The organism is Microbacterium meiriae (assembly GCF_040685015.1).
GTDB classification, from domain to species: Bacteria; Actinomycetota; Actinomycetes; order Actinomycetales; family Microbacteriaceae; genus Microbacterium; species Microbacterium meiriae.
The window spans coordinates 848,344-867,419 of sequence record NZ_JBFBHD010000002.1 but is presented as its reverse complement, the minus strand read 5'-3'; the positions used below and the strand labels follow the sequence as shown (position 1 = coordinate 867,419).

Genomic DNA, 19,076 nt, shown 5'->3' with positions numbered 1-19,076 from the left:
CCTGTCGCGGCGCGAACTTCGTCGGCATCGGTCGCTGCGGCCGTCAAGATCGCGGGTTTTCGACGCGCTCGAATGGCCACGCGAGGGGGCGGCGCGCTAGTGTCGATCGCAGGCACTGTCGCCTCACCCCCATCCCTCGACCTCCGAAGGCAGCAGCATGAAAATCGGCATCCTGACGAGCGGCGGCGACTGCCCCGGACTCAACGCGGTCATCCGCGGCATCGTGCTCAAGGGCACCACGACCTACGACCTCGAGTTCGTCGGCATCCGCGACGGATGGCGCGGCGTCGTCGAGGGCGACTTCATGCCCCTGACCCGGCACGAGGTGAAGGGCCTGTCCAAGGTGGGTGGCACGATCCTCGGCACCAGCCGCACCAACCCGTACGAGGGGGAGCGCGGCGGTGCGGAGAACATCGCGAAGACGCTCTACGGCCACAAGATCGACGGCATCGTCGCGATCGGCGGCGAAGGCACCCTCGCGGCGGCGGACCGTCTCGCCAAGGACGGCATCAAGGTGCTCGGCGTTCCGAAGACGATCGACAACGACCTCCGGGCCACGGATTACTCCTTCGGCTTCGACACCGCCGTGAACATCGCCACGGACGCCATGGACCGGCTCCGCACCACGGGTGACTCCCACCAGCGCTGCATGGTCGCCGAGGTCATGGGTCGTCACGTCGGCTGGATCGCGCTGCATGCCGGGATGGCCGCCGGGGCCCACGTCATCTGCATCCCCGAGGTGCCGATGTCGCTGGACGAGATCACCGCTCTCGTCACGAGCGCCCACGATCGCGGTCGCGCACCGCTCGTCGTCGTCTCCGAGGGCTTCAAGCTCGCCGGCATGGACGAGGCCTACAGCGACAAGGGCCTGGACGCGTTCAACCGACCGCGGCTGGGCGGCATCGGCGACCTGCTCGCCCCCGAGATCGAGCGGATCACGGGCATCGAGACCCGCGCCACGATCCTCGGCCACATCCAGCGCGGCGGCTCGCCGTCAGCGTTCGACCGCGTCCTCGCGACCCGCCTCGGCCTGCACGCCGCAGACGCCATCGTTGACGGCGCCTGGGGGCAGATGGTCGCGATGCAGGGCACCGACATCGTCCGCGTCCCGTTCGCCGATGCTCTCGGCGAGCTGAACACGGTGCCGCGCTACCGCTACGACGAGGCCGCCGCCCTCTTCGGCTGACCTCCGCCCGGCTTCAGGCTCTCGCGCCGCTTCAGGCGTCTTGCTGTCGTTCTCGCCTGTTCTTGCGTGAGAGCCTGTGTCCGCGCGCTCGCCTGTTCCCTCGGCCTCACGCCGTGTCAGGCTCTCGCGCCGCTTCAGGCGTCTTGCTGTCTTCCTCGCCTGAACTCCCGTGAGGGCCTGTGCTTGTGTTCGGTCCGCTATCCGCGACCCGTCGCTCGATGGTCTGCGCGATGGAGCCCCTGCGCGAGCGCGGCCAGGACGGTGTCCTCGACATGACGGTCGTCGACCATGACCTGGTGATAGTCGAAGCGGAGGACCGTGTAGCCGCGGAGTGCGAGCCTTGCGTCAGCAGCGAGGTCGCGCCGCCGGTCGCCCGCGGCGCTATGGTGGCGGAAGCCGTCGATCTGGATGGCAAGACGCTCGCCGATGACGCCGTCGAGCGGATGGCCGTCCACCCACACCTGCTGCCGCACATCGATGCCGATCGCCCGCATCCGCTCGACGAAGACCGTCTCGGGACCGGAGTCCGACCGGCCGCGGACGGCTCGAGCGAGGCGATTCGCGGCGTCGCACCGCCACCGCACTCGCACGAGCGTGTCCAGTTCCACGGCCCCGTGGCGGAGCGCGGATTCCCAGATCGCGCGGGCCTCGATCAACGGCCGGCATCGCGCGACCTGGAACAGGGCGCCTAGGACGGGATCGACCGCCGCCCGCGGATGCACCGGAACGGGCCCCTGTGCGCAGTGCACCTGGACGCCGACGCGATCGAATCGAGAGGCGGTGCGGGGGAGGGCGACGTGGACCTCCGCGGCCCCGACATCCCACCACCCGGCGAGGGCCGCCGCGCTCACGCAGGTGACCCTCCCGCCCACGGATGCTGTGGCCCTGCGCCGTGGATCGACCTCAGGGACGAGCAGCCACGACCGGCGCACGCGCTCGAGCGTCCCTTCCCGCACCGCCCGACGCATCTGGTACTCGGTGAAGCCCGCCTCGCGCACGCGCGACGAATGCGCGGATCCTCCCTGCTCCCGGACCCAGCTCTCCACCCGTGTGCGTGTCACCCCTCCACCCTGCGGGCTCCCGCTGCCGCGCTTCACCACGCCACCGCGGATGGGGAGGCGCTTCCCGGAACTCTCTGCCTGTGCAGGAGCAGTGCTCGGTCGTGAGCACAGGCCATCACGCGAGTTCAGGCTAGGACAGGCATGGGCGCCTGACGCCCCGCGCGTGCCTGACTCCGCGCCGATGCCTGTGCCGGCGTCGCGCCCCGTGAGCACAGGCGCGCGCGCGAGTTCAGGCCAGGTCAGCGCGCAGGCGCCTGATGCCGCGCGAGCGCCTGATGTCGCGGGTCAGGCGAGGTGGAGGGTGTCGAGGAGCCAGGCGATCTCGAACGCCCGCTCGCGCCAGGAGTTGTACCGTCCGCTCACGCCCCCGTGCCCCGCGACCATCTCGCACTTCAGCAGCACGTCCTTCGCGCCGGCCTCCCGCAGCCGGGCGACCCACTTCGCCGGCTCGACGTAGAGCACCCGGGTGTCGTTCAGCGAGGTCACCGCGAGGATCCGCGGATACTCCACGCCGTCGCGCACGTTCTCGTACGGCGTGTACGACTTCATGTACGCGTAGACCTCGGGGTCGTGCAGCGGGTCGCCCCATTCGTCCCACTCGATCACGGTGAGGGGGAGCGACGGGTCGAGGATCGTCGTCAGCGCGTCGACGAACGGCACACCCGCGAGGATGCCGGCGAAGAGCTCCGGGGCGAGGTTGGCGACCGCGCCCATCAGCAGACCCCCGGCACTGCCGCCCTCCGCGACGAGCTGGGCCGGGGTGGTCGTCCCCTCGTCGACGAGGTGCCGGGCGCAGGCGACGAAGTCCGTGAAGGTGTTCCGCTTGTGCAGGAGCTTGCCGTCTTCGTACCACTGCCGACCCATCTCGCCGCCTCCGCGCACATGCGCCACGGCGAAGACGACTCCGCGGTCCAGCTCCGAGAGCCGTGCGACCGAGAAGCCCGGGTCGATGGAGTGCTCGTACGAGCCGTAGCCGTAGAGGTGGACGGGACGCGTGGTCGCACCGGGCTCGCCGAAGGAGCGCTTCCACACGAGGGAGATCGGCACGCGGGTGCCGTCCTCCGCGGTGGCCCACTCCCGACGCTGTCCGTAGTCGGCGGGGTCGTAGCCGCCGAGCACCGTCACCTGCTTGCGCAACACGAGTTCCCGCGTCGCGAGGTCGAGCTCGTACACCGTGCCCGGCGTGACGAACGACGTGTACCCGAGTCGCAGGAAGGGGGAGTGCCACTCCGGGTTGCCGCTGACCCCCGCGGAGTAGAGGGGCTCGTCGAACCGCAGCTCCTCCACCGTGTCGGTCGCGTAGTCCAGGAGGCCCACGCGCTCGAGGCCCTCGCTGCGATACTCCACCGTGGCGAAGTCGCGGAAGGCGTCCACTCCGAGCAGTCGCCGTCCTGGCTGATGGGCGACGACGACGCGGCGCTCGCCCTGCGGGTCGTCCGCCGCTACGGAGACGAGTTCGAAGTCCAGGGCGTCGTCGTTGTGCAGGATGAGGAGCCGGTCCTCACCGTCCACCACCGCGTGCTCGAGCGAGTACTCCACGCCTTCGCGCCGCGGCCACACCGTGCGCGGCTCCGCCGTGATGTCGCCGGCGAGGTCGACGAGGTACTCCTCGCTCGTGATGCTGGAGCCCACACCGATCACGAGGTAGCGCCGGCTCCGCGTGATCCCGGCGCCGAGCCAGAACTTCTCGTCGGGCTCGTGGAAGAGCGTGATGTCGTCCGCCACCGGGGTCCCGAGCCGGTGCAGCCACAGGGTGTCGGGGCGCCACGCATCGTCGCGGGTCGTGTAGAGGATGCCGGTGCCATCCGGGGTGAAGAACGCGCCGCCGGTGTTCGGGATCTCGTCGTCCAGCGTGACGCCCGTCTGCAGGTCCCGCACGCGGACCGTGTAGAGCTCGTCGCCCTCGAAGTCCGTCGACCACAGCAGCTTCGTCGCATCATCGGAGGTGTCGAACGCGCCGAGCGAGAAGAACTCGTGCCCTTCGGCCTCGACGTTGCCGTCCAGCAGCACCACCTCGCCGGGCACGGGCACCCCCGGCTCGAGACGCGGCGGCGTCCAATCGCCTTCGACGGCGGCGGCGCGACAGTGGATGCCGTACTGCGCGCCTTCCTCGGTGCGGCTGTAGTACCACCAGTCTCCACGCCGTGTCGGCACCGAGAGGTCGGTCTCCTGAACCCGTCCCTTGATCTCCTGGAACAGCGTCTCGCGGAGCGCGGCGAGGTGCGCGGTCTCGGCCTCGGTGTGCGCGTTCTCCGCCTCCAGGTGTGCGATGACCTCGGGGGAGTCCTTGGCGCGCAGCCACTCGTACGGGTCGTCGACCGTGTCGCCGTGATGCGTGCGGAGGGTGGAACGGCGGGCGGCGATCGGGGCGTCAGTCACCGTCCCACGCTATCCCAGGTCGAGTTGACCGGCACGGGGGACGGTGGCAGGATTTACCGGGGCCGGTAAACGGAAGTCAAACCCACGGTGAACTCTTCGTTCGTCACGTCGATCCCGTCGACATCTCCCTCTTCCTCAAGACCGAAAGCGAACGGTGGAAACCGCAGCCCTCATCGTCGTGCTCGTCATCGCGCTGGCACTCTTCTTCGATTTCACGAACGGGTTTCACGACACCGCGAACGCGATGGCCACGCCCATCGCGACCGGAGCGCTCAAGCCCAAGACAGCGGTCCTCCTGGCCGCTCTCCTCAACCTCGTCGGCGCCTTCCTGTCGACCGAGGTGTCCAAGACCATCTCCGGCGGCATCATCCAGGAGGATGCGATCATCGCCGCGGGAGCGGAACTGTTCCTCTCGTTGATCTTCGCCGGACTCATCGGCGCCATCACCTGGAACATGCTGACGTGGCTGCTCGGCCTGCCGTCGAGCTCGTCCCACGCGCTCTTCGGCGGACTGATCGGCGCGACGCTCGTCGGCGCCGGTCTCGGCGGCATCGACTTCGGCGCCGTGCTGTCGAAGATCGTCCTCCCCGCCCTCATCGCCCCCATCACGGCCGGCATCATCGCGTACGTCGCGACGAAGATCGCCTACTCGGTCACGCGTCGCTACGACGGCAAGCCGGACGGACGGGACGGATTCCGCTGGGGTCAGATCTTCACGTCCTCCCTCGTCGCCCTCGCACACGGCACCAACGACGCGCAGAAGACGATGGGCGTCATCACGCTCGCCATGATCACCGTCGGCTGGCAGTCCGGTGCGCACCACGAGCCCGAGCTCTGGGTCATCATCGCCTGTGCGTTCACTATCGCCCTCGGCACGTACCTCGGCGGCTGGCGCATCATCCGCACGCTGGGCAAGGGCCTGACCGACGTCAAGCCGGCTCAGGGCTTCGCGGCGGAGAGCTCGACGGCCGCGACGATCCTCGCCTCCAGCGCCCTCGGATTCGCGCTCTCCACCACCCAGGTGGCCTCGGGCTCGGTCATCGGATCCGGCCTCGGTCGTCGCGGGTCGACGGTCCGCTGGCGGACGGCAGGACGCATCGGCGTCGGCTGGCTGCTGACCCTGCCCGCGGCCGGAGGCGTCGGCGCCCTGGCGGCACTGCTCGTCGTGTGGCTCGGCCCGTGGGGCGTCGCCATCGACGCCGTCCTCGCGGTGGCGATCATCCTCGGGCTGTACATGCGCTCTCGGCGCAACGCCGTCACGCCGGCCAACGCCATGAGCGACGTCGCCGAATCCCACCTCGCCGTCGAGGTTCCCGACACCCCGCCGCCCACGCGTCGCCAGCAGCGCATCGCCCAGGCGAAGGCGGAGGCGAAGGCCCGTGCCGAGGCCAAGGAGAAGGCGAAGGCCGAGGCGAAGGACAAGGCGAAGAAGAAGGCCAAGGCCAAGGCGGACGCGAAGGCCGCGAAGACCGGCAGCGCCTCGTCGTCCGACGCGTCGCAGAACGGGGACTCGGCATGAACGTCACGATCGACTGGATCGCCTTCCTGCAGGTGTTCGCCGCCGCGCTCATCGGCGCCGCCGCCATCGTCACCTTCTACGCCCTGGGCCTGCGTCTGCTCGTGCGCAGCGGGCGGGCGCCCGTCGTGAGCCCCGCGGAGTTCACCGACGCCATCACGGTGATCTCGGAGAAGGAGCTCAAGCGGGCCGCCAAGCAGGCGGCGAAGGCAGCGAAGAAGAGTCCGCTCACCGAAGGGCAGAAGACCCTCGCGCTCGTGGGCGCCTACGGCTGCTTCGTGCTGTGCGCCGCCGCGGTCATCGCCGGCATCCTCCTGATCGTCATCGGCCACTGAGTCCGCGGTGCGCCGGGCGCGTCGGTGACCGGCCGTAGGCTGAGGACATGTCCGCAGCGAAGGGAACACCACCGGTCTTCGGTCGGTACGCCCCCGCCTCCCACGTCCTGATCCATGTGAGCGATCCGCACTTCCTGGCCGGAGGTGCGGCGCTGGGGGGACGGTACGACGTCGAGCGCACGTTCGCGCGGACGCTCGAGGCGATCCGCGCCGTGCATCCCGCTCCCGCCGCCATCGTGATCACCGGGGACCTCGCAGACCTCGGCGAGCCGGATGCGTACCGCCGGCTGCGTGCGGCGATCGAGCCGGTCGCCGCCGAACTCGGCGCTCCCGTGGTCTGGGTCGCGGGTAACCATGACGAGCGCCCGGTGCTGCGCGAGGTCCTCCTCGATGCCGAGCCCACGGAAGAGCCGGTCACCGGGGTGTGGGATCTTGACGGGCTGCGTCTGGTGGCCCTCGACACGAGCGTTCCCGGGTGGCATCACGGCGACCTCGACCCGGCGCAGCTCGCGTGGCTCGCCGAGGTCCTCGCCGAGCCGGCGCCGCACGGCACGCTCCTGGCGATGCACCACCCGCCGCTGCCCAGCCATCTGCCGCTGTTCGACATCCTCGAGCTGCGGCATCAGGACGAGCTGGCCGCCGTCATCCGGGACACCGACGTCCGCGGCATCCTCGCCGGTCACCTGCACTACTCCTCGCACGGGCTGTTCGCCGGCGTCCCGGTGAGCGTGGCGTCCGCCACCTGCTACACGATGAACGTCGCGCGCCCCGCGTCTGAGGTGAACGGCATGGACGCCGCCCAGGCGTTCCAGCTCGTGCACGTGCGGCCGGAGACCATCACGCACACCGTCGTCCCGGTGGTCGATGCGCCGACCGGCGACTACTTCTCCGAGGAGTGGGTCGCCCGCATGGCGGCGCTGACGCCGGAAGGACGCCTGGAGGCGTTCTCCAGAAAACCCCCGCAGGGACCGGCGTAGACTGGACGCATCCCCCGACCTTTCCGTTCGCCACGACCCACGAGGATGTGACATGGCTTCTGCCGCGCCCGCCAATACCCGTACCGAGACCGATTCGCTGGGGAGCATGGAGATTCCCGCCGAGGCGTACTGGGGGATTCACACCGCCCGCGCCGACGCGAACTTCCCGATCACGAAGCGCCCCATCTCGGTGTACCCCGAACTGGTGATCGCGCTCGCGATGGTGAAGCAGGCCAGCGCGAGGGCCAACAAGGAGATCGGGGTCCTCGACGCCGAGCGCGCCGACCTCATCGACCGCGCGGCGCAGCGCGTCATCGACGGCGAGTTCCACGATCAGTTCACCGTCGGCGTCATCCAGGGTGGCGCCGGCACCTCGACGAACATGAACGCGAACGAGGTCATCACCAACATCGCGCTCGAGATGGCCGGACGCGAGAAGGGCGACTACGCCTTCCTCTCTCCGATCGACCACACGAACCGCAGCCAGTCGACCAACGACGTCTACCCGACCGCGGTCAAGATCGGCCTCTCGCTGACGCTGCGCTCGCTGCTCGACGAACTGGACGCCCTGCGCGTGGCGTTCCTCGGCAAGGCGGGGGAGTTCCACGACATCCTCAAGGTCGGCCGGACCCAGCTCCAGGACGCGGTGCCCATGACTCTCGGCCAGGAGTTCCATGGCTTCGCCACGACCCTGGGCGAGGATCACAGCCGCCTCACCGAGAACGCCTCGCTCATGTTCGAGATCAACATGGGCGCGACCGCCATCGGCACCGGCATCACCACCCACCCCGACTACGCGCCGGCCGTGCTGAAGCACCTGCGCGAGATCACGGGGCTCGACCTCGAGACGGCCACCGACCTCGTCGAGTCCACGAGCGACACGGGCGCCTTCATGTCGTTCTCGTCGTCGCTCAAGCGCAACGCCATCAAGCTCTCGAAGATCTGCAACGACCTGCGGCTGCTGTCGTCCGGTCCGCAGGCGGGCCTCGGCGAGATCAACCTGCCCGCACGGCAGGCCGGTTCCAGCATCATGCCCGGCAAGGTCAACCCGGTGATCCCGGAGGTCGTGAACCAGGTGGCCTTCGCGGTCGTCGGCGCCGACATGACGGTGACCATGGCCGTCGAGGGCGGTCAGCTCCAGCTCAACGCCTTCGAGCCCGTCATCGCGCACTCGATCTTCCAGTCGATCACCTGGATGCGTCAGGCCATGTGGACGCTGCGCGTGAACTGCGTCGAGGGCATCACCGCCAACCGCGACCGTCTGGGCGCGATGGTCGGCGCGTCGGTCGGCGTCATCACGGCGCTCACGCCCTTCATCGGCTACGCGGCGGCCGCGGCTCTGGCCAAGACGGCTCTGCTGACCAACCGCAACGTCGCCGACCTGGTGGTCGAGGCCGGGCTCATGTCCCGCGACGAGGTGACCAAGCAGCTCTCTCCTGCCCGCCTGTCGGGCCTGGAGGCGGTCACCGCGGCCATCCCGATCGTCACCCCGGACGACCTCATCCAGATCTGAGCGTCGACCGGATACGGGAAGGGGACGGGAGCTCGCAGCTCCCGTCCCCTTCGTCGTGTCCGAGTCAGTCGAGGATGCGGCAGTGCGTCGTGAGCTCGCCGATCCCGTCGATGCCGACCGTGACGGTCGAGCGGTCGCGGAGGAAGATCTGCGGGTCGCGGGAGTAGCCGGCGCCACCCGGGCTGCCCGTCGAGATCAGGGTACCGGGCAGCAGCGTGAGCGACTGGGAGAGGTGCGCGATGAGCTTCGCCACCGAACGCACCATCTGGTCGGTGCTGGCGTCCTGCACGGTGTGCCCGTCGACGACGGTCCAGATGTGGAGGTCCTGCGGGTCGGCGATCTCGTCGGCGGTCACCGCGAACGGGCCGGTGGGGGTGAAGCCGTCGAACGACTTGCAACGGGACCACTGCGCCTCGGAGAACTGGATGTTCCGGGCGGTGATGTCGTTGACCACGGTGTAACCCCAGACGTGCGCGAGGGCGTCCGCCTCCGGGACGTCCTTCGCGGGGGTGCCGATGAGCACGCCCAGCTCGGCCTCGTAGTCGACGGCCTCGCTGAGGCTCCGCGGCCAGGAGGTCGTCTGATCGTGACCGGTGAGCGAGTTGGGCCACAGGGTGAACACGGTCGGCGCGGCGTCGGTCTTGAGGCCGAGCTCGCTGGAGTGGGCGGCATAGTTGAGCCCGACGGCGAGCACCGCCGGCGGCGCGATGACCGCGGAGGCGAAACCCCAGCCGGTCAGCGGGTGGCGCGGGGCCGTGCCGTCGCGGAGGGCGGCGCGGAGCTCGTCGAGTCCGGCGTCCCCTCGCTCGATCAGCTGCTGCAGGGTGGCAGGCGCGTCGGACAGGAGATCGGAGACGAGGATGGCGTCCGAGCCCTCCACCACGGCGAGAACCGCACGGGAGGAGTCTGGACGGCACAGGTGAGCGAACCGCATGGTTCTACGCTACCGGGTGCCCGCGGCCGGTCGGGTGGAGGAAGCCCCCAGAGCCCGGCGCGGATGCTTGTGCCCCATAAGCTTTGACCATGACCTTCGGAGGACCGTCCGACCCCCAGCAGCCCGCGCGATACACGCCCCCGGCGGGGACACCACCACAGCCCTCGGCGTACTCCGCCGCGCAGTACGCGCAATCGCCCTACCTGCCGCCGTCCTACGGACAGCAGCCGGGCTATGCGTCGGCTCTCGCGCAACCCACGCCCTACACACCGCCGGCGCCGGTCGCGCCGTCGCCCGCGGAGTCGCTGCCGGCTCTCCCGGTGCCGAACAAGAAGGGCCGCACGATCTCGCTGTGGCTCTTCGGCTTCCTCGGCTTCCTGCTGCTCGCACTCATCGGCTATTTCGGCTGGGCCCTCGGCCCGACCGCCTCGGTGATCGGGCTCGTCCTGGCTGTGATCCCGCTCACGATCGTCTTCCTCGGAGTGCGCATGATCGACCGTTGGGAGCCCGAGCCCAAGCGCCTCGTCGCATTCGCCATCGCCTGGGGTGCGGTCGCCGCCGTCGGCCTCACGCTCCTCGTCGACATCGGGCTCACGATGCTGCTGGGCATCCGGTCCGAGGAGTTCTCGGCGGTGGTGCAGGCCCCCATCGTCGAGGAGTTCTGGAAGGGCCTCGGGGTCTTCCTCATCTTCCTGCTCGCGCGGCGGTCCTTCGACGGGCCGGTCGACGGCGTCGTCTACGGGGCGCTCGTCGGTGCAGGCTTCGCGTTCACCGAGAACATCCAGTACTTCGCCATCAGCCTCATCGAGGGCGGCGGGGAGCAGCTCGGCGTCACGTTCATCGTGCGGGCGGTGCTGTCGCCGTTCGCGCACGCGATGTTCACCTCGCTGACCGGCTTCGCGATCGGCCTCGTGGCCCGCCGGCACGCCTCCGCCGGAGCGGCCGCCGGAGCAGGTCTGCTCGGCATGGTCGGGGCGATCCTCCTGCACGCACTGTGGAACGGATCGGCCACATTCGCGGACTTCTTCGGCCTCTACTTCACCCTGCAGGTACCGCTGTTCATCGGCTTCATCCTCGGGATCATCGCCTTGCGCAGGGAGGAGGCGCGGCTCACCCGGGCCCGCCTGGCCGAGTATGCGGCCGCCGGCTGGTTCACGCCGGAGGAGGTCACGATGCTGGCCACGCCGGCCGGGCGCAAGGTGGGGCTCGCCTGGGCCGCGCAGCTGCGCGGCGACCGCCGGCCGCTGATGCGCGAATTCATCAAGGATGCGACGGCTCTGGCCGCGGTCCGCCAGCGGGCGATCACCGGACGAGACCCGCTCGCCGTCGAGGACGAGCGTGCCCTGTTGATCCGGACCAGGGCGGCACGCGCCGCGCTGCTGGCCTACTGAGCGGCGCCCCCGCAGACAGACTCAGCGCCCGGTGCTGCGGCGATGCCTGCATGTCTCCCGGGCGCTGAGTTGATCTGCCACCAGGGTGCACCCGCGTCCCGCGAACTGTCAAGAGCCCCGGGGGACTTCGGAGCGGAGTCCCTCGGCGAGGTGTTCGCTGTGAGCAGGTGCCGTCGCGTTGACCGGCCGCGCGACGGTCGGGTTGGATGGAGCCATGACTGATCGCACAAAGCCCGAGTTCGACGCCCCGACCGGCCCTGCCCCCGCAGAACTGGTCATCCGCGACATCATCGAGGGTGACGGCGCCGAGGCCAAGCCCGGCGACACCGTGACCGTCCACTACGCCGGTGTGGAGTTCGAGTCCGGCGAGGAGTTCGACTCGTCGTGGGGTCGCGGGGAGACCATCCAGTTCCCGCTCCGCGGCCTGATCCAGGGCTGGCAGGACGGCATCCCCGGAATGAAGGTCGGTGGCCGCCGCGAGCTGATCATCCCGCCGCACCTCGCGTACGGCCCGGCCGGGGGAGGACACTTCCTCTCCGGCAAGACGCTGATCTTCATCATCGATCTCGTCGCCGTCGGCTGACTTCGTCGCTCCGAAGCGCCCTGCACCCCGTGGTGCGGGGCGCTTCTGCATGTCGAGACATTTCTGTTCGTCACGGGAATACATGCGAGTGAATGTATGTTGTCGGAAGGGTGCCGCGGACGATCGCGGTGCCATCCCTTCGCCGCCGCCGCGGCCGACGTCTCCTGAGGAGCAATCATGAGCAGCATCGACATCCCCGGTTACCGCCCCGGCACCTGGGTCCTCGACCCGTCCCACAGCGAGGTGACGTTCAGCGTCCGCCACATGATGATCTCGAAGGTGCGCGGCACCTTCGGTGTGAAGAGCGCGACGCTCGTGGCTCCGGAGAACCCCCTCGAAGCCAAGGTCGAGGCCTCCGTCGACGTGACCTCCGTCGACACCAAGGACGAGGGTCGCGACCAGCACCTCCGCTCCGCCGACTTCTTCGACACCGAGAACTTCCCGACCATGGAGTTCGTCTCGACCGGCGCCCGCGTCGAGGGCGGCGACTTCCTCGTCGACGGCGACCTCACCATCCGCGGCATCACGAAGCCGGTCACCTTCGAGCTCGACTTCGGCGGCTTCGGCAGCGACCCGTGGGGCAACTACAAGGCCGGCGCCTCCGCCAAGACCGTCATCAACCGCGAGGACTTCGGCCTCACCTGGAACGCCGCGCTGGAGACCGGCGGCGTGCTCGTCGGCAAGGACGTCACGATCACGCTCGACCTCCAGGGTGCGCTGCAGCAGGACTGACGCGCAGACCCTGTGAACCCCGGGCCCGTCAGGGCTCGGGGTTCTCTGCGTCGTAGTCGCGGAAACGAGGATGCCGCCGGGCGAGGACCGCGACGAGGGCGATCACGATGATCCCTCCGAGCAGCGGCGGGAACCACAGTGACGTCAGCGTCGCGAGCGTCCCGGCGTAGAGGGCGCCGACGCGGGGGCCACCGGTCACCACCACGACGAACAGGCCCTGCAGGCGTCCGCGCATGGCGTCCGGCACCGCCGCCTGCATCATGGTGTTGCGGTAGATCGAGCTGACGTTGTCCGACGCGCCGGAGAGGGCCAGCGCCACGCAGGCGGCGACGATCAGTGCGACGTGCGGTCGGTCTTCTCCGGCAGGCGTCGCGGAGAACGCGCCGATCAGGAGGACGAGGCCGAACAAGGCGATGGCGGCGCCGTAGGCCTCCCCCGCGCGGGCGATGCCGCGGCCGTGCCACCGGTACTGCACCACGCGCCCGGAGAACAGGCTCGAGGAGAAGGTGCCGACGGCGACCGCCGCCGTGAGGATGCCGGTGGTGAAGGCCCCGCCGCCGAGGATGACCGTGCCGAGTGCCGGGAAGAGCACGAGCGGCTGTCCGAACGTCATCGCGATGATGTCCATGACGTACTGCATCCGGATGTTGCCCGCGCGGCGGAGGAAGCGCCAGCCGTCGACGAGCGAGGCGAGGCCGGGGCGCACGATGTCGCCTTCGGGTCGCAGGGCGGGGAGCGTCCACAGGCCGAGGAACATCGACAGCATGAGCACGACGTCGATCGTGTACGTCCAGCCGTATCCGGTGAGCGCCACCAGGAGCCCGGCGAGGGCCGGACCCGCCATGACCGTGAGCCCGAACGCGACGCCGTTGAGCGCGGACGCGGCCGCGAGCATGCTGCGGGGGATGAGCCGGGGGACGATCGCGGTCCGCGTGGCCATGCCGACGGAGTTCGCCGCCGAGTTCACGATGCTCAGCGCGTACAGCCACCAGATCGTCTCCGTGCCGGTCCAGGTGAGCGCCGCGAGCAGCCCCGTGGAGGCGAAGGTCACGGTGGCGGCGATGAGCGCGACCCGCCGCCGGTCGAACGCGTCGGCGAGCATCCCGCCGTAGAGGCCGGCGAGGATCATCGGGAGGAGGCCCGCGACGGCGATCATCGAGACGGCGAACGTGCTCGCGGTCAGATCGAACACATGCAGCATCACGGTCACGATGGTGAGCTGACCGCCGATGCCGGCGAGTGTCGAGCCGATCCACATCCGGGCGAAGGCCGGGCTCGCCTTCAGCGGAGTCAGGTCGATCAGATGGCCGCGTCGGGAGCTCACAGGGCGGTCTTCTTCTGCACATCCCGAGCCTAGTTGACCCCACGCGCCTCGTCCCGGGCGCCGTGTCCCGCCGTGGTCGTCCGGGCTGGTAGACTCGTCAGGTTGCCGTTCGATCGGCCGCGGATAAAGAGAGCTCACGCATCAGGCGTCGGGCGCCGCGCAACAAGCAGAGAGGGGATCGAATCTATGGCACTGGAAGCAGACGTCAAGAAGGCGATCATCGAAGAGTACGCGACGCACCCCGGTGACACCGGATCCCCCGAGGTGCAGGCCGCGATGCTGACGCAGCGCATCAAGGACCTCACCGAGCACCTGAAGGAGCACAAGCACGACCACCACTCGCGTCGTGGTCTGTTCCTGCTCGTGGGTCAGCGCCGTCGTCTGCTCGGCTACCTCCAGAGCGTCGACATCGAGCGTTACCGCTCGCTGATCGCACGCCTTGGTCTTCGCCGATAAGGCACCACGGACCCCGCGTTCAATCGCGCAGAACATTCTTGAGAAGGCCGCCCCACGGTGTGGGGCGGCCTTCGTCATGTCCGGACTTGTCCTGGCCATCACTTTCCGGTAGGAAAGTTCTAGAGCTTTCCACCAGGAAAGTCGGGGAGGCCACGATGGAGCAGAAACCGATCGCTGGTCAGGACCCTCTGGCCCCGCCGGACTCCGAGACCGCCAGTCAGTACCTGGCAGCGGCCCAGGCGGTGGTCGAGCGCCGCGATCGCGCGGTCGACCGGCGTGCGCTCGCGCGGCTGGAGATCGGCAACGCGGTGGTGACGGCCGCCTACCTCGTCGCCTTCGCACTCGTTCTCCGGCGCGGCGATGTGCTGGCGTCGCAGATCGTCCTGTTCACCTTCCTCGTGTGGGGGCAGTTGTCCAGCGGGATGGCGCAGCGCACCGGGCTGCAGTGGCGGATGACGCGTTCACGATTGCCGTTCCTGCTCGGAGGGGGAGCGGTTCTCATCGGCGCACTCGTGGTGTTCGGCTTCGCCGCCCTGGACACGCGGCTCCCCGAAGCCGTGGTACTCCTTCCCGCCGCCGTGGTGCTCGTCGGCATCGGGGGGCACGGAGTCGTGCAGCTCCTCCGAGCGTCGAACGACTCGCACCGTTCCCGCCCGGGTCCCGTCGCTCTTAAGGGCCCACGTCGTTGGGGCACCGCCCTGGTCGGCATCGCGATCGGAGTGCTGACCATGCTGGCGGGATCGCCGGACGATGTGCTGCGAAGCGCGATCTCGCTGCTCGTGATGCTCTGCCTGGTGGCGTGGATAGCGGTCTCGACCTCGGAGGTCGGGCTGCCGGCGATCGGCGCGTCGTGGCGGTGGCCGCATGTGCTCGTCTTCTTGCTCGCCGCGTGCGTTCCGGTGACCCTCGTCTTGGGTGCGGGAGTGCTCGGCGATGCGGGGTGGGCCGGAGTCTGGGGTGGGGTTGCCGTGATCGTGTGCTTCGCGGTGGTCACCTGCATCCCGGGACGTGCGGAACGTGACTGACTCCCATGCCGTCCCGCACCCGCGAACGCGGTTGGATGACAACTTCGCGTCCCCGATCCGCTTCTCGCTCATGGCGGGCTTGGGAGACGGGATGGAACTCGACTTCGCGGCGCTGCGCGAGATGCTGCAGTGTGGCGACTCGCCCCTGAGCAAGGCGATCACCCATCTGCAGGCGGCGGGATACGTGACCGCGCGCAAGGGGACCGTCGGCGGGCGCTCGCGCACGTGGGTGCGGTCGACGAGCACGGGCCGAGACGCCTTCGCAGCGCACCTCCAGGCGCTGCGGGAGATCGTCGCCCTGGGCGGCAAGACGTCGTTCTGAGACCCCGTCAGGCGGTGGCACCCACGAGATCAGGGTGGTGGATGGCCGCCACGTCGGGGTGTGCGCGCAGTCGGGACTTCATGGCGTTCTCGCCGTAGGTCGCGTGGATCGGATTGCTCGGGTCCTCGGTGACTCCGGTCGCCTCGGCGGCGAGGTCGGCAGGGAGCTCGAGCAACGGGAGCTGCTGATCGAGCGCCGGGTTGAAGAAGAACGGAATCGAGATGCGCTCCTCGGGCGCCCGCGGCGAGATCACCCGGTGGTTCGTCGCCTTGAGGTAGCCGCCGGTGGCGTACTCGAGCAGCTCGCCGATGTTGACGACGAAGGCGCCCGGCACCGGGGGAGCCGACACCCACTCGCCGTCACGCTCGACCTGGAGTCCGCCCTTGCCCGGCTCCACCCAGAGCAGCGTCAGCACGCCGGAATCCTTGTGCGCACCGACGCCCTGCTGCGGTTCCGGCTCGTTCGTTCCCGGGTATCGCACGATCTTGATCAGGGTGGACGGATCGCGGAACGGCTCGTCGAAGTAGTTCTCCTCCGCCCCGAGGGTGAGGGCCCAGGCGCGCAGGAGCTTGCGGGCGATCTCCGTGAGGGTGTCGTGCCACTCCGTGACGACCTCCTTGAGCTCCGGCTGCGCGGCGGGCCAGAGGTTCGGTCCGGTGAGGCGGTTGAAGGCGGGGCCCCCTTCGACCGGCTCGCGTTCGGGGCCGATGTCGATCTGCTCGCGCCAGTCGACCTTGCCCTGCGTCCGCTCCCCGCCGATCCGGGTGTAGCCGCGGAAGTGCGGGCTGTTGACGTTCTCGATCGCGAGCTTGTCCTCCTCCGGCAGAGCGAAGAAGTCGAGGGCGGCCTGATGCAGCCGCGCTTCCAGTTCGGGAGAGATGCCGGTGCCGGTCAGGTAGAAGAAGCCGACATCGTGCGTGGCCGCGCGGAGGTCGTCGCGGAAACGCGCCGCGGCCTCGGGGCCGTCGTCGAGCTGGGACAGGTCGAGGATGGGGAGCGAGAGTTCAGCCATGGACCGAGGCTATGTCGCGGATGAGGCCCGAGGATGCTCTGTTGCATTCCATTACTTCGGTGGCCGGTGTCGGGCGGGCGCCGATCACGGTGCTAGAGTCTCGTCGGTAAGGGATGCCTTACCTCAGTCGCCTGCCAGAGAGTGTCTCCCGTGCTCGCCACCTTCCTCATCGGACTCCGCGAGGGTCTCGAAGCCGCGCTCGTCGTCGGCATCCTCGTCGCTTACCTCCGCCGTCTCGGTCGCCGTGACGCGCTGCCGAAGATGTGGGCCGGGGTCGGCCTTGCGGTCGCCCTCGCTCTGGGCATCGGCGCGATCCTCACCTTCGGGGCCTACGAACTCACGTTCCAGGCGCAGGAGCTGATCGGCGGCGGGCTGTCCCTCGTCGCGGTGGCGATGGTGACGTGGATGATCTTCTGGATGCAGCGTGCCGGCCGCACCATGAAGGCGACCCTCGAGGGCGGCATCGACCGCGCGCTGACGGTGGGCGGTCTCTGGGCGCTCATCGCGATCGGCTTCGTCTCCGTCGCCCGGGAGGGGATCGAGACCACGCTGCTGCTGTGGTCGATGGTGCAGTCCTTCGGCGATGCCCCCTCGGCCCTCCTCGGCGCGCTCCTGGGACTCTCCGTGGCCGTCCTGCTCGGCTGGCTCATCTCCCGCGGGGCGCTGCGCCTGGACCTGCGGCGGTTCTTCGCCTGGACGGGTGGCTTCCTCGTGATCGTCGCGGCCGGTGTCCTCGCCTACGCTCTGATGGATCTGCAGGAGGCGGGAGCACTTCCCGGTCCCTTCACCGCCGCCGCTCCGCTCGACCCGGCCACCGGCGCCGTCGCCGTGGGCGCGGCCGGCTTCCCGTTCGGCTGGGCGTTCGACGTGTCGGCGGCGATCACTCCCGGCGGCGCGCTGGCCTCCGTCCTGCAGGCCACGGTCGGCTTCATGCCCGCCATGACCTGGCTGCAGGTGCTCGCCTGGGGTCTCTACATCCTCGTCGTGGGCGGGCTCTACCTCCGCGGCCTCCGCTCGGCACGCCCCTCGACGCGCGGCGCCTCCGCCGCCACCCCGACGTCCTCCCTCACACAGCAAGGAGCAGCATGATCACCTCGCACCGGGTCCTCGCCGCGGCAGCCGCCGCGGGCACCGCCGTCCTCCTCCTCAGCGGCTGCGTCGCGAAGAGCGATGCCCAGGCGACGGCGGCGTTCGACGTCTCATCCACCGCCACGGACTGCGCCGTCTCGGCGTCCACCGCGAAGAGCGGGACGCTGACGTTCGATGTGAAGAACGACACCGACCAGGTCTCCGAGTTCTACCTGCTGGCCGAGGACGGTCTGCGGATCGTCGGCGAGGTCGAGAACATCGCCCCGGCTGCGTCCCGCACCCTCACGGTGGTCGCCCAGCCGGGCGAGTACTTCACGCTCTGCAAGCCGGGCATGGTCGGCGACGGTGTCGGCCGGGCCTCGTTCACGGTGACCGGAGACCGCGTGGCGGTGGACGGCCCCGACGCCGAGCAGAAGCAGAAGGCCGTCGATCTCTACGGGGCGTTCGTGAAGGATCAGGTCGGGCAGCTCGTGCCGGCCGTGGAAGACCTCGTGGCCGCCTACGAGTCCGGCGACGACGAGACCGCCCGCACGCTCTTCCCACAGACGAGGGCGTTCTACGAGCGCATCGAGCCCGTCGCCGAGGCGCTCGGGGACCTCGACCCGCGGATCGACTATCGAGAGGTCGATGCGGTGGCCGAGGGCCTGGACTGGACCGGCTTCCACCGCATCGAGAAGGACCTCTGGGTGCCGGCGGAGGACGCGCTGAACGCCGACGGAGAGACCCCGGCATGGCAGGACTGGGCGCCGTCCACGCCCGCGGAGCGCGCCGATTACGGCGACCTGCTCCTGGCCGACGTGCAGGAGCTGTACGACTACGTGCACTCGGACGACTTCACCACCGCACTGGACGACCAGGGGATCGGCGGCATCTCCAACGGCGCGATCGCCCTGCTCGACGAGGTGGCCACCGGCAAGATCTCCGGCGAGGAGGACTGGTGGTCCGGCACGGATCTCTTCGACTTCGCCGCGAACGTCGAGGGCTCCAAGATGGCCTTCTCGCTGGTGCAGGACTTCGCCGCGGCGCAGGGAGACGACGGCGAGGCCCTCGTCTCCGAGATCGAGACCGGATACACCGCCCTCGAGGAGTCCCTCGCCGCGCACGGCTCGCTCGCAGAGGGCTTCGTTGGGTACGGCGAGCTGACCGAAGCGGACAAGCGGGAGTTCACCGATCTCATCAACGCCCTGGCGGAGCCGCTCTCGCAGCTCACCGGCACGGTGCTCGACTGACGACGGTGCACG

At 69.6% G+C, this 19,076-nt stretch carries 18 protein-coding genes; 13 read left to right on the top strand and 5 right to left on the bottom strand.

Going from position 1 to position 19,076, the window contains the following annotated elements; all coding sequences use genetic code 11:
- Positions 1–157: 157 nt before the first annotated feature.
- Positions 158–1,186, top strand: coding sequence for a 6-phosphofructokinase (locus AB0N68_RS12760; protein ID WP_187663854.1), 1,029 nt, complete (start codon positions 158–160; stop codon positions 1,184–1,186).
- 197 nt (positions 1,187–1,383) lie between these two features.
- On the opposite strand, the gene AB0N68_RS12755 is transcribed toward AB0N68_RS12760, so the two are convergent.
- Together AB0N68_RS12755 and AB0N68_RS12750 are read right to left on the bottom strand one after the other, a co-directional pair.
- The gene (locus tag AB0N68_RS12755) at positions 1,384–2,247 is read right to left on the bottom strand and encodes a DUF559 domain-containing protein (protein WP_363332850.1); all 864 of its coding nucleotides are present in this window, start codon (positions 2,245–2,247) and stop codon (positions 1,384–1,386) included.
- Positions 2,248–2,532: 285 nt separating this feature from the next.
- Positions 2,533–4,626 carry a S9 family peptidase gene (locus tag AB0N68_RS12750; RefSeq protein ID WP_280566064.1) on the bottom strand — a complete coding sequence of 698 codons (2,094 nt, stop codon included), beginning with the start codon at positions 4,624–4,626 and terminating at the stop codon, positions 2,533–2,535.
- 154 nt (positions 4,627–4,780) lie between these two features.
- Between AB0N68_RS12750 and AB0N68_RS12745 the strand changes: the two genes are divergently transcribed.
- From AB0N68_RS12745 to AB0N68_RS12730, 4 genes are read left to right on the top strand one after another with little or no spacing between them, the layout of a single operon-like run.
- Positions 4,781–6,145, top strand: coding sequence for an inorganic phosphate transporter (locus AB0N68_RS12745; RefSeq protein WP_259953728.1), 1,365 nt, complete (start codon positions 4,781–4,783; stop codon positions 6,143–6,145).
- A complete protein-coding gene (locus tag AB0N68_RS12740; RefSeq protein ID WP_187663858.1) occupies positions 6,142–6,477 on the top strand; it encodes a peptidase in 336 nt (111 codons plus the stop codon). Before AB0N68_RS12745 ends, AB0N68_RS12740 begins: the two co-directional genes overlap by 4 nt.
- Positions 6,478–6,524: 47 nt before the next feature.
- Positions 6,525–7,454, top strand: a complete 930-nt coding sequence (locus AB0N68_RS12735) for a phosphodiesterase (protein WP_280566063.1) — start codon at positions 6,525–6,527, stop codon at positions 7,452–7,454.
- A 52-nt stretch (positions 7,455–7,506) separates the two neighbouring features.
- Positions 7,507–8,967, top strand: a complete 1,461-nt coding sequence (locus AB0N68_RS12730; protein ID WP_187663860.1) for an aspartate ammonia-lyase — start codon at positions 7,507–7,509, stop codon at positions 8,965–8,967.
- A 64-nt stretch (positions 8,968–9,031) separates the two neighbouring features.
- Here the strand turns inward: AB0N68_RS12730 and AB0N68_RS12725 are convergent, their stop codons facing one another.
- A complete protein-coding gene (locus AB0N68_RS12725) occupies positions 9,032–9,901 on the bottom strand; it encodes a fumarylacetoacetate hydrolase family protein (protein WP_280566061.1) in 870 nt (289 codons plus the stop codon).
- 89 nt (positions 9,902–9,990) lie between these two features.
- Between AB0N68_RS12725 and AB0N68_RS12720 the strand changes: the two genes are divergently transcribed.
- The 3 genes from AB0N68_RS12720 to AB0N68_RS12710 all read left to right on the top strand — a co-directional run bounded on the left by AB0N68_RS12720 (position 9,991) and on the right by AB0N68_RS12710 (position 12,607).
- The gene (locus tag AB0N68_RS12720) at positions 9,991–11,292 is read left to right on the top strand and encodes a PrsW family intramembrane metalloprotease (protein WP_268776448.1); all 1,302 of its coding nucleotides are present in this window, start codon (positions 9,991–9,993) and stop codon (positions 11,290–11,292) included.
- Between the two features lie 214 nt (positions 11,293–11,506).
- A complete protein-coding gene (locus tag AB0N68_RS12715; protein WP_025103196.1) occupies positions 11,507–11,875 on the top strand; it encodes an FKBP-type peptidyl-prolyl cis-trans isomerase in 369 nt (122 codons plus the stop codon).
- A 177-nt stretch (positions 11,876–12,052) separates the two neighbouring features.
- The gene (locus tag AB0N68_RS12710) at positions 12,053–12,607 is read left to right on the top strand and encodes a YceI family protein (RefSeq protein WP_187663862.1); all 555 of its coding nucleotides are present in this window, start codon (positions 12,053–12,055) and stop codon (positions 12,605–12,607) included.
- Between the two features lie 28 nt (positions 12,608–12,635).
- Here the strand turns inward: AB0N68_RS12710 and AB0N68_RS12705 are convergent, their stop codons facing one another.
- Positions 12,636–13,931, bottom strand: a complete 1,296-nt coding sequence (locus AB0N68_RS12705; protein ID WP_313366782.1) for an MFS transporter — start codon at positions 13,929–13,931, stop codon at positions 12,636–12,638.
- Positions 13,932–14,117: 186 nt separating this feature from the next.
- Here AB0N68_RS12705 and rpsO point away from each other — a divergent pair, with 186 nt between their 5' ends.
- From rpsO to AB0N68_RS12690, 3 genes are all read left to right on the top strand, one after another.
- Positions 14,118–14,387 carry a 30S ribosomal protein S15 gene (gene rpsO / locus AB0N68_RS12700; RefSeq protein WP_017203073.1) on the top strand — a complete coding sequence of 90 codons (270 nt, stop codon included), beginning with the start codon at positions 14,118–14,120 and terminating at the stop codon, positions 14,385–14,387.
- A 155-nt stretch (positions 14,388–14,542) separates the two neighbouring features.
- A complete protein-coding gene (locus AB0N68_RS12695; RefSeq protein ID WP_280566055.1) occupies positions 14,543–15,412 on the top strand; it encodes a hypothetical protein in 870 nt (289 codons plus the stop codon).
- Positions 15,405–15,734, top strand: a complete 330-nt coding sequence (locus tag AB0N68_RS12690) for a transcriptional regulator (protein ID WP_280566053.1) — start codon at positions 15,405–15,407, stop codon at positions 15,732–15,734. The genes AB0N68_RS12695 and AB0N68_RS12690 overlap by 8 nt, the downstream gene beginning before the upstream one ends.
- Positions 15,735–15,741: 7 nt before the next feature.
- Here AB0N68_RS12690 and AB0N68_RS12685 read toward each other — a convergent pair whose 3' ends face one another.
- On the bottom strand, positions 15,742–16,746 hold the full coding sequence (locus tag AB0N68_RS12685) for an isopenicillin N synthase family dioxygenase (RefSeq protein WP_259963049.1): 1,005 nt from the start codon (positions 16,744–16,746) through the stop codon (positions 15,742–15,744).
- A gap of 150 nt (positions 16,747–16,896) precedes the next feature.
- On the opposite strand from AB0N68_RS12685, the gene efeU reads away from it, so the two are divergent.
- The gene (efeU, locus tag AB0N68_RS12680) at positions 16,897–17,835 is read left to right on the top strand and encodes an iron uptake transporter permease EfeU (RefSeq protein ID WP_280566050.1); all 939 of its coding nucleotides are present in this window, start codon (positions 16,897–16,899) and stop codon (positions 17,833–17,835) included.
- On the top strand, positions 17,832–19,064 hold the full coding sequence (efeO, locus tag AB0N68_RS12675) for an iron uptake system protein EfeO (protein WP_280566048.1): 1,233 nt from the start codon (positions 17,832–17,834) through the stop codon (positions 19,062–19,064). Before efeU ends, efeO begins: the two co-directional genes overlap by 4 nt.
- Positions 19,065–19,076 lie beyond the last annotated feature (12 nt).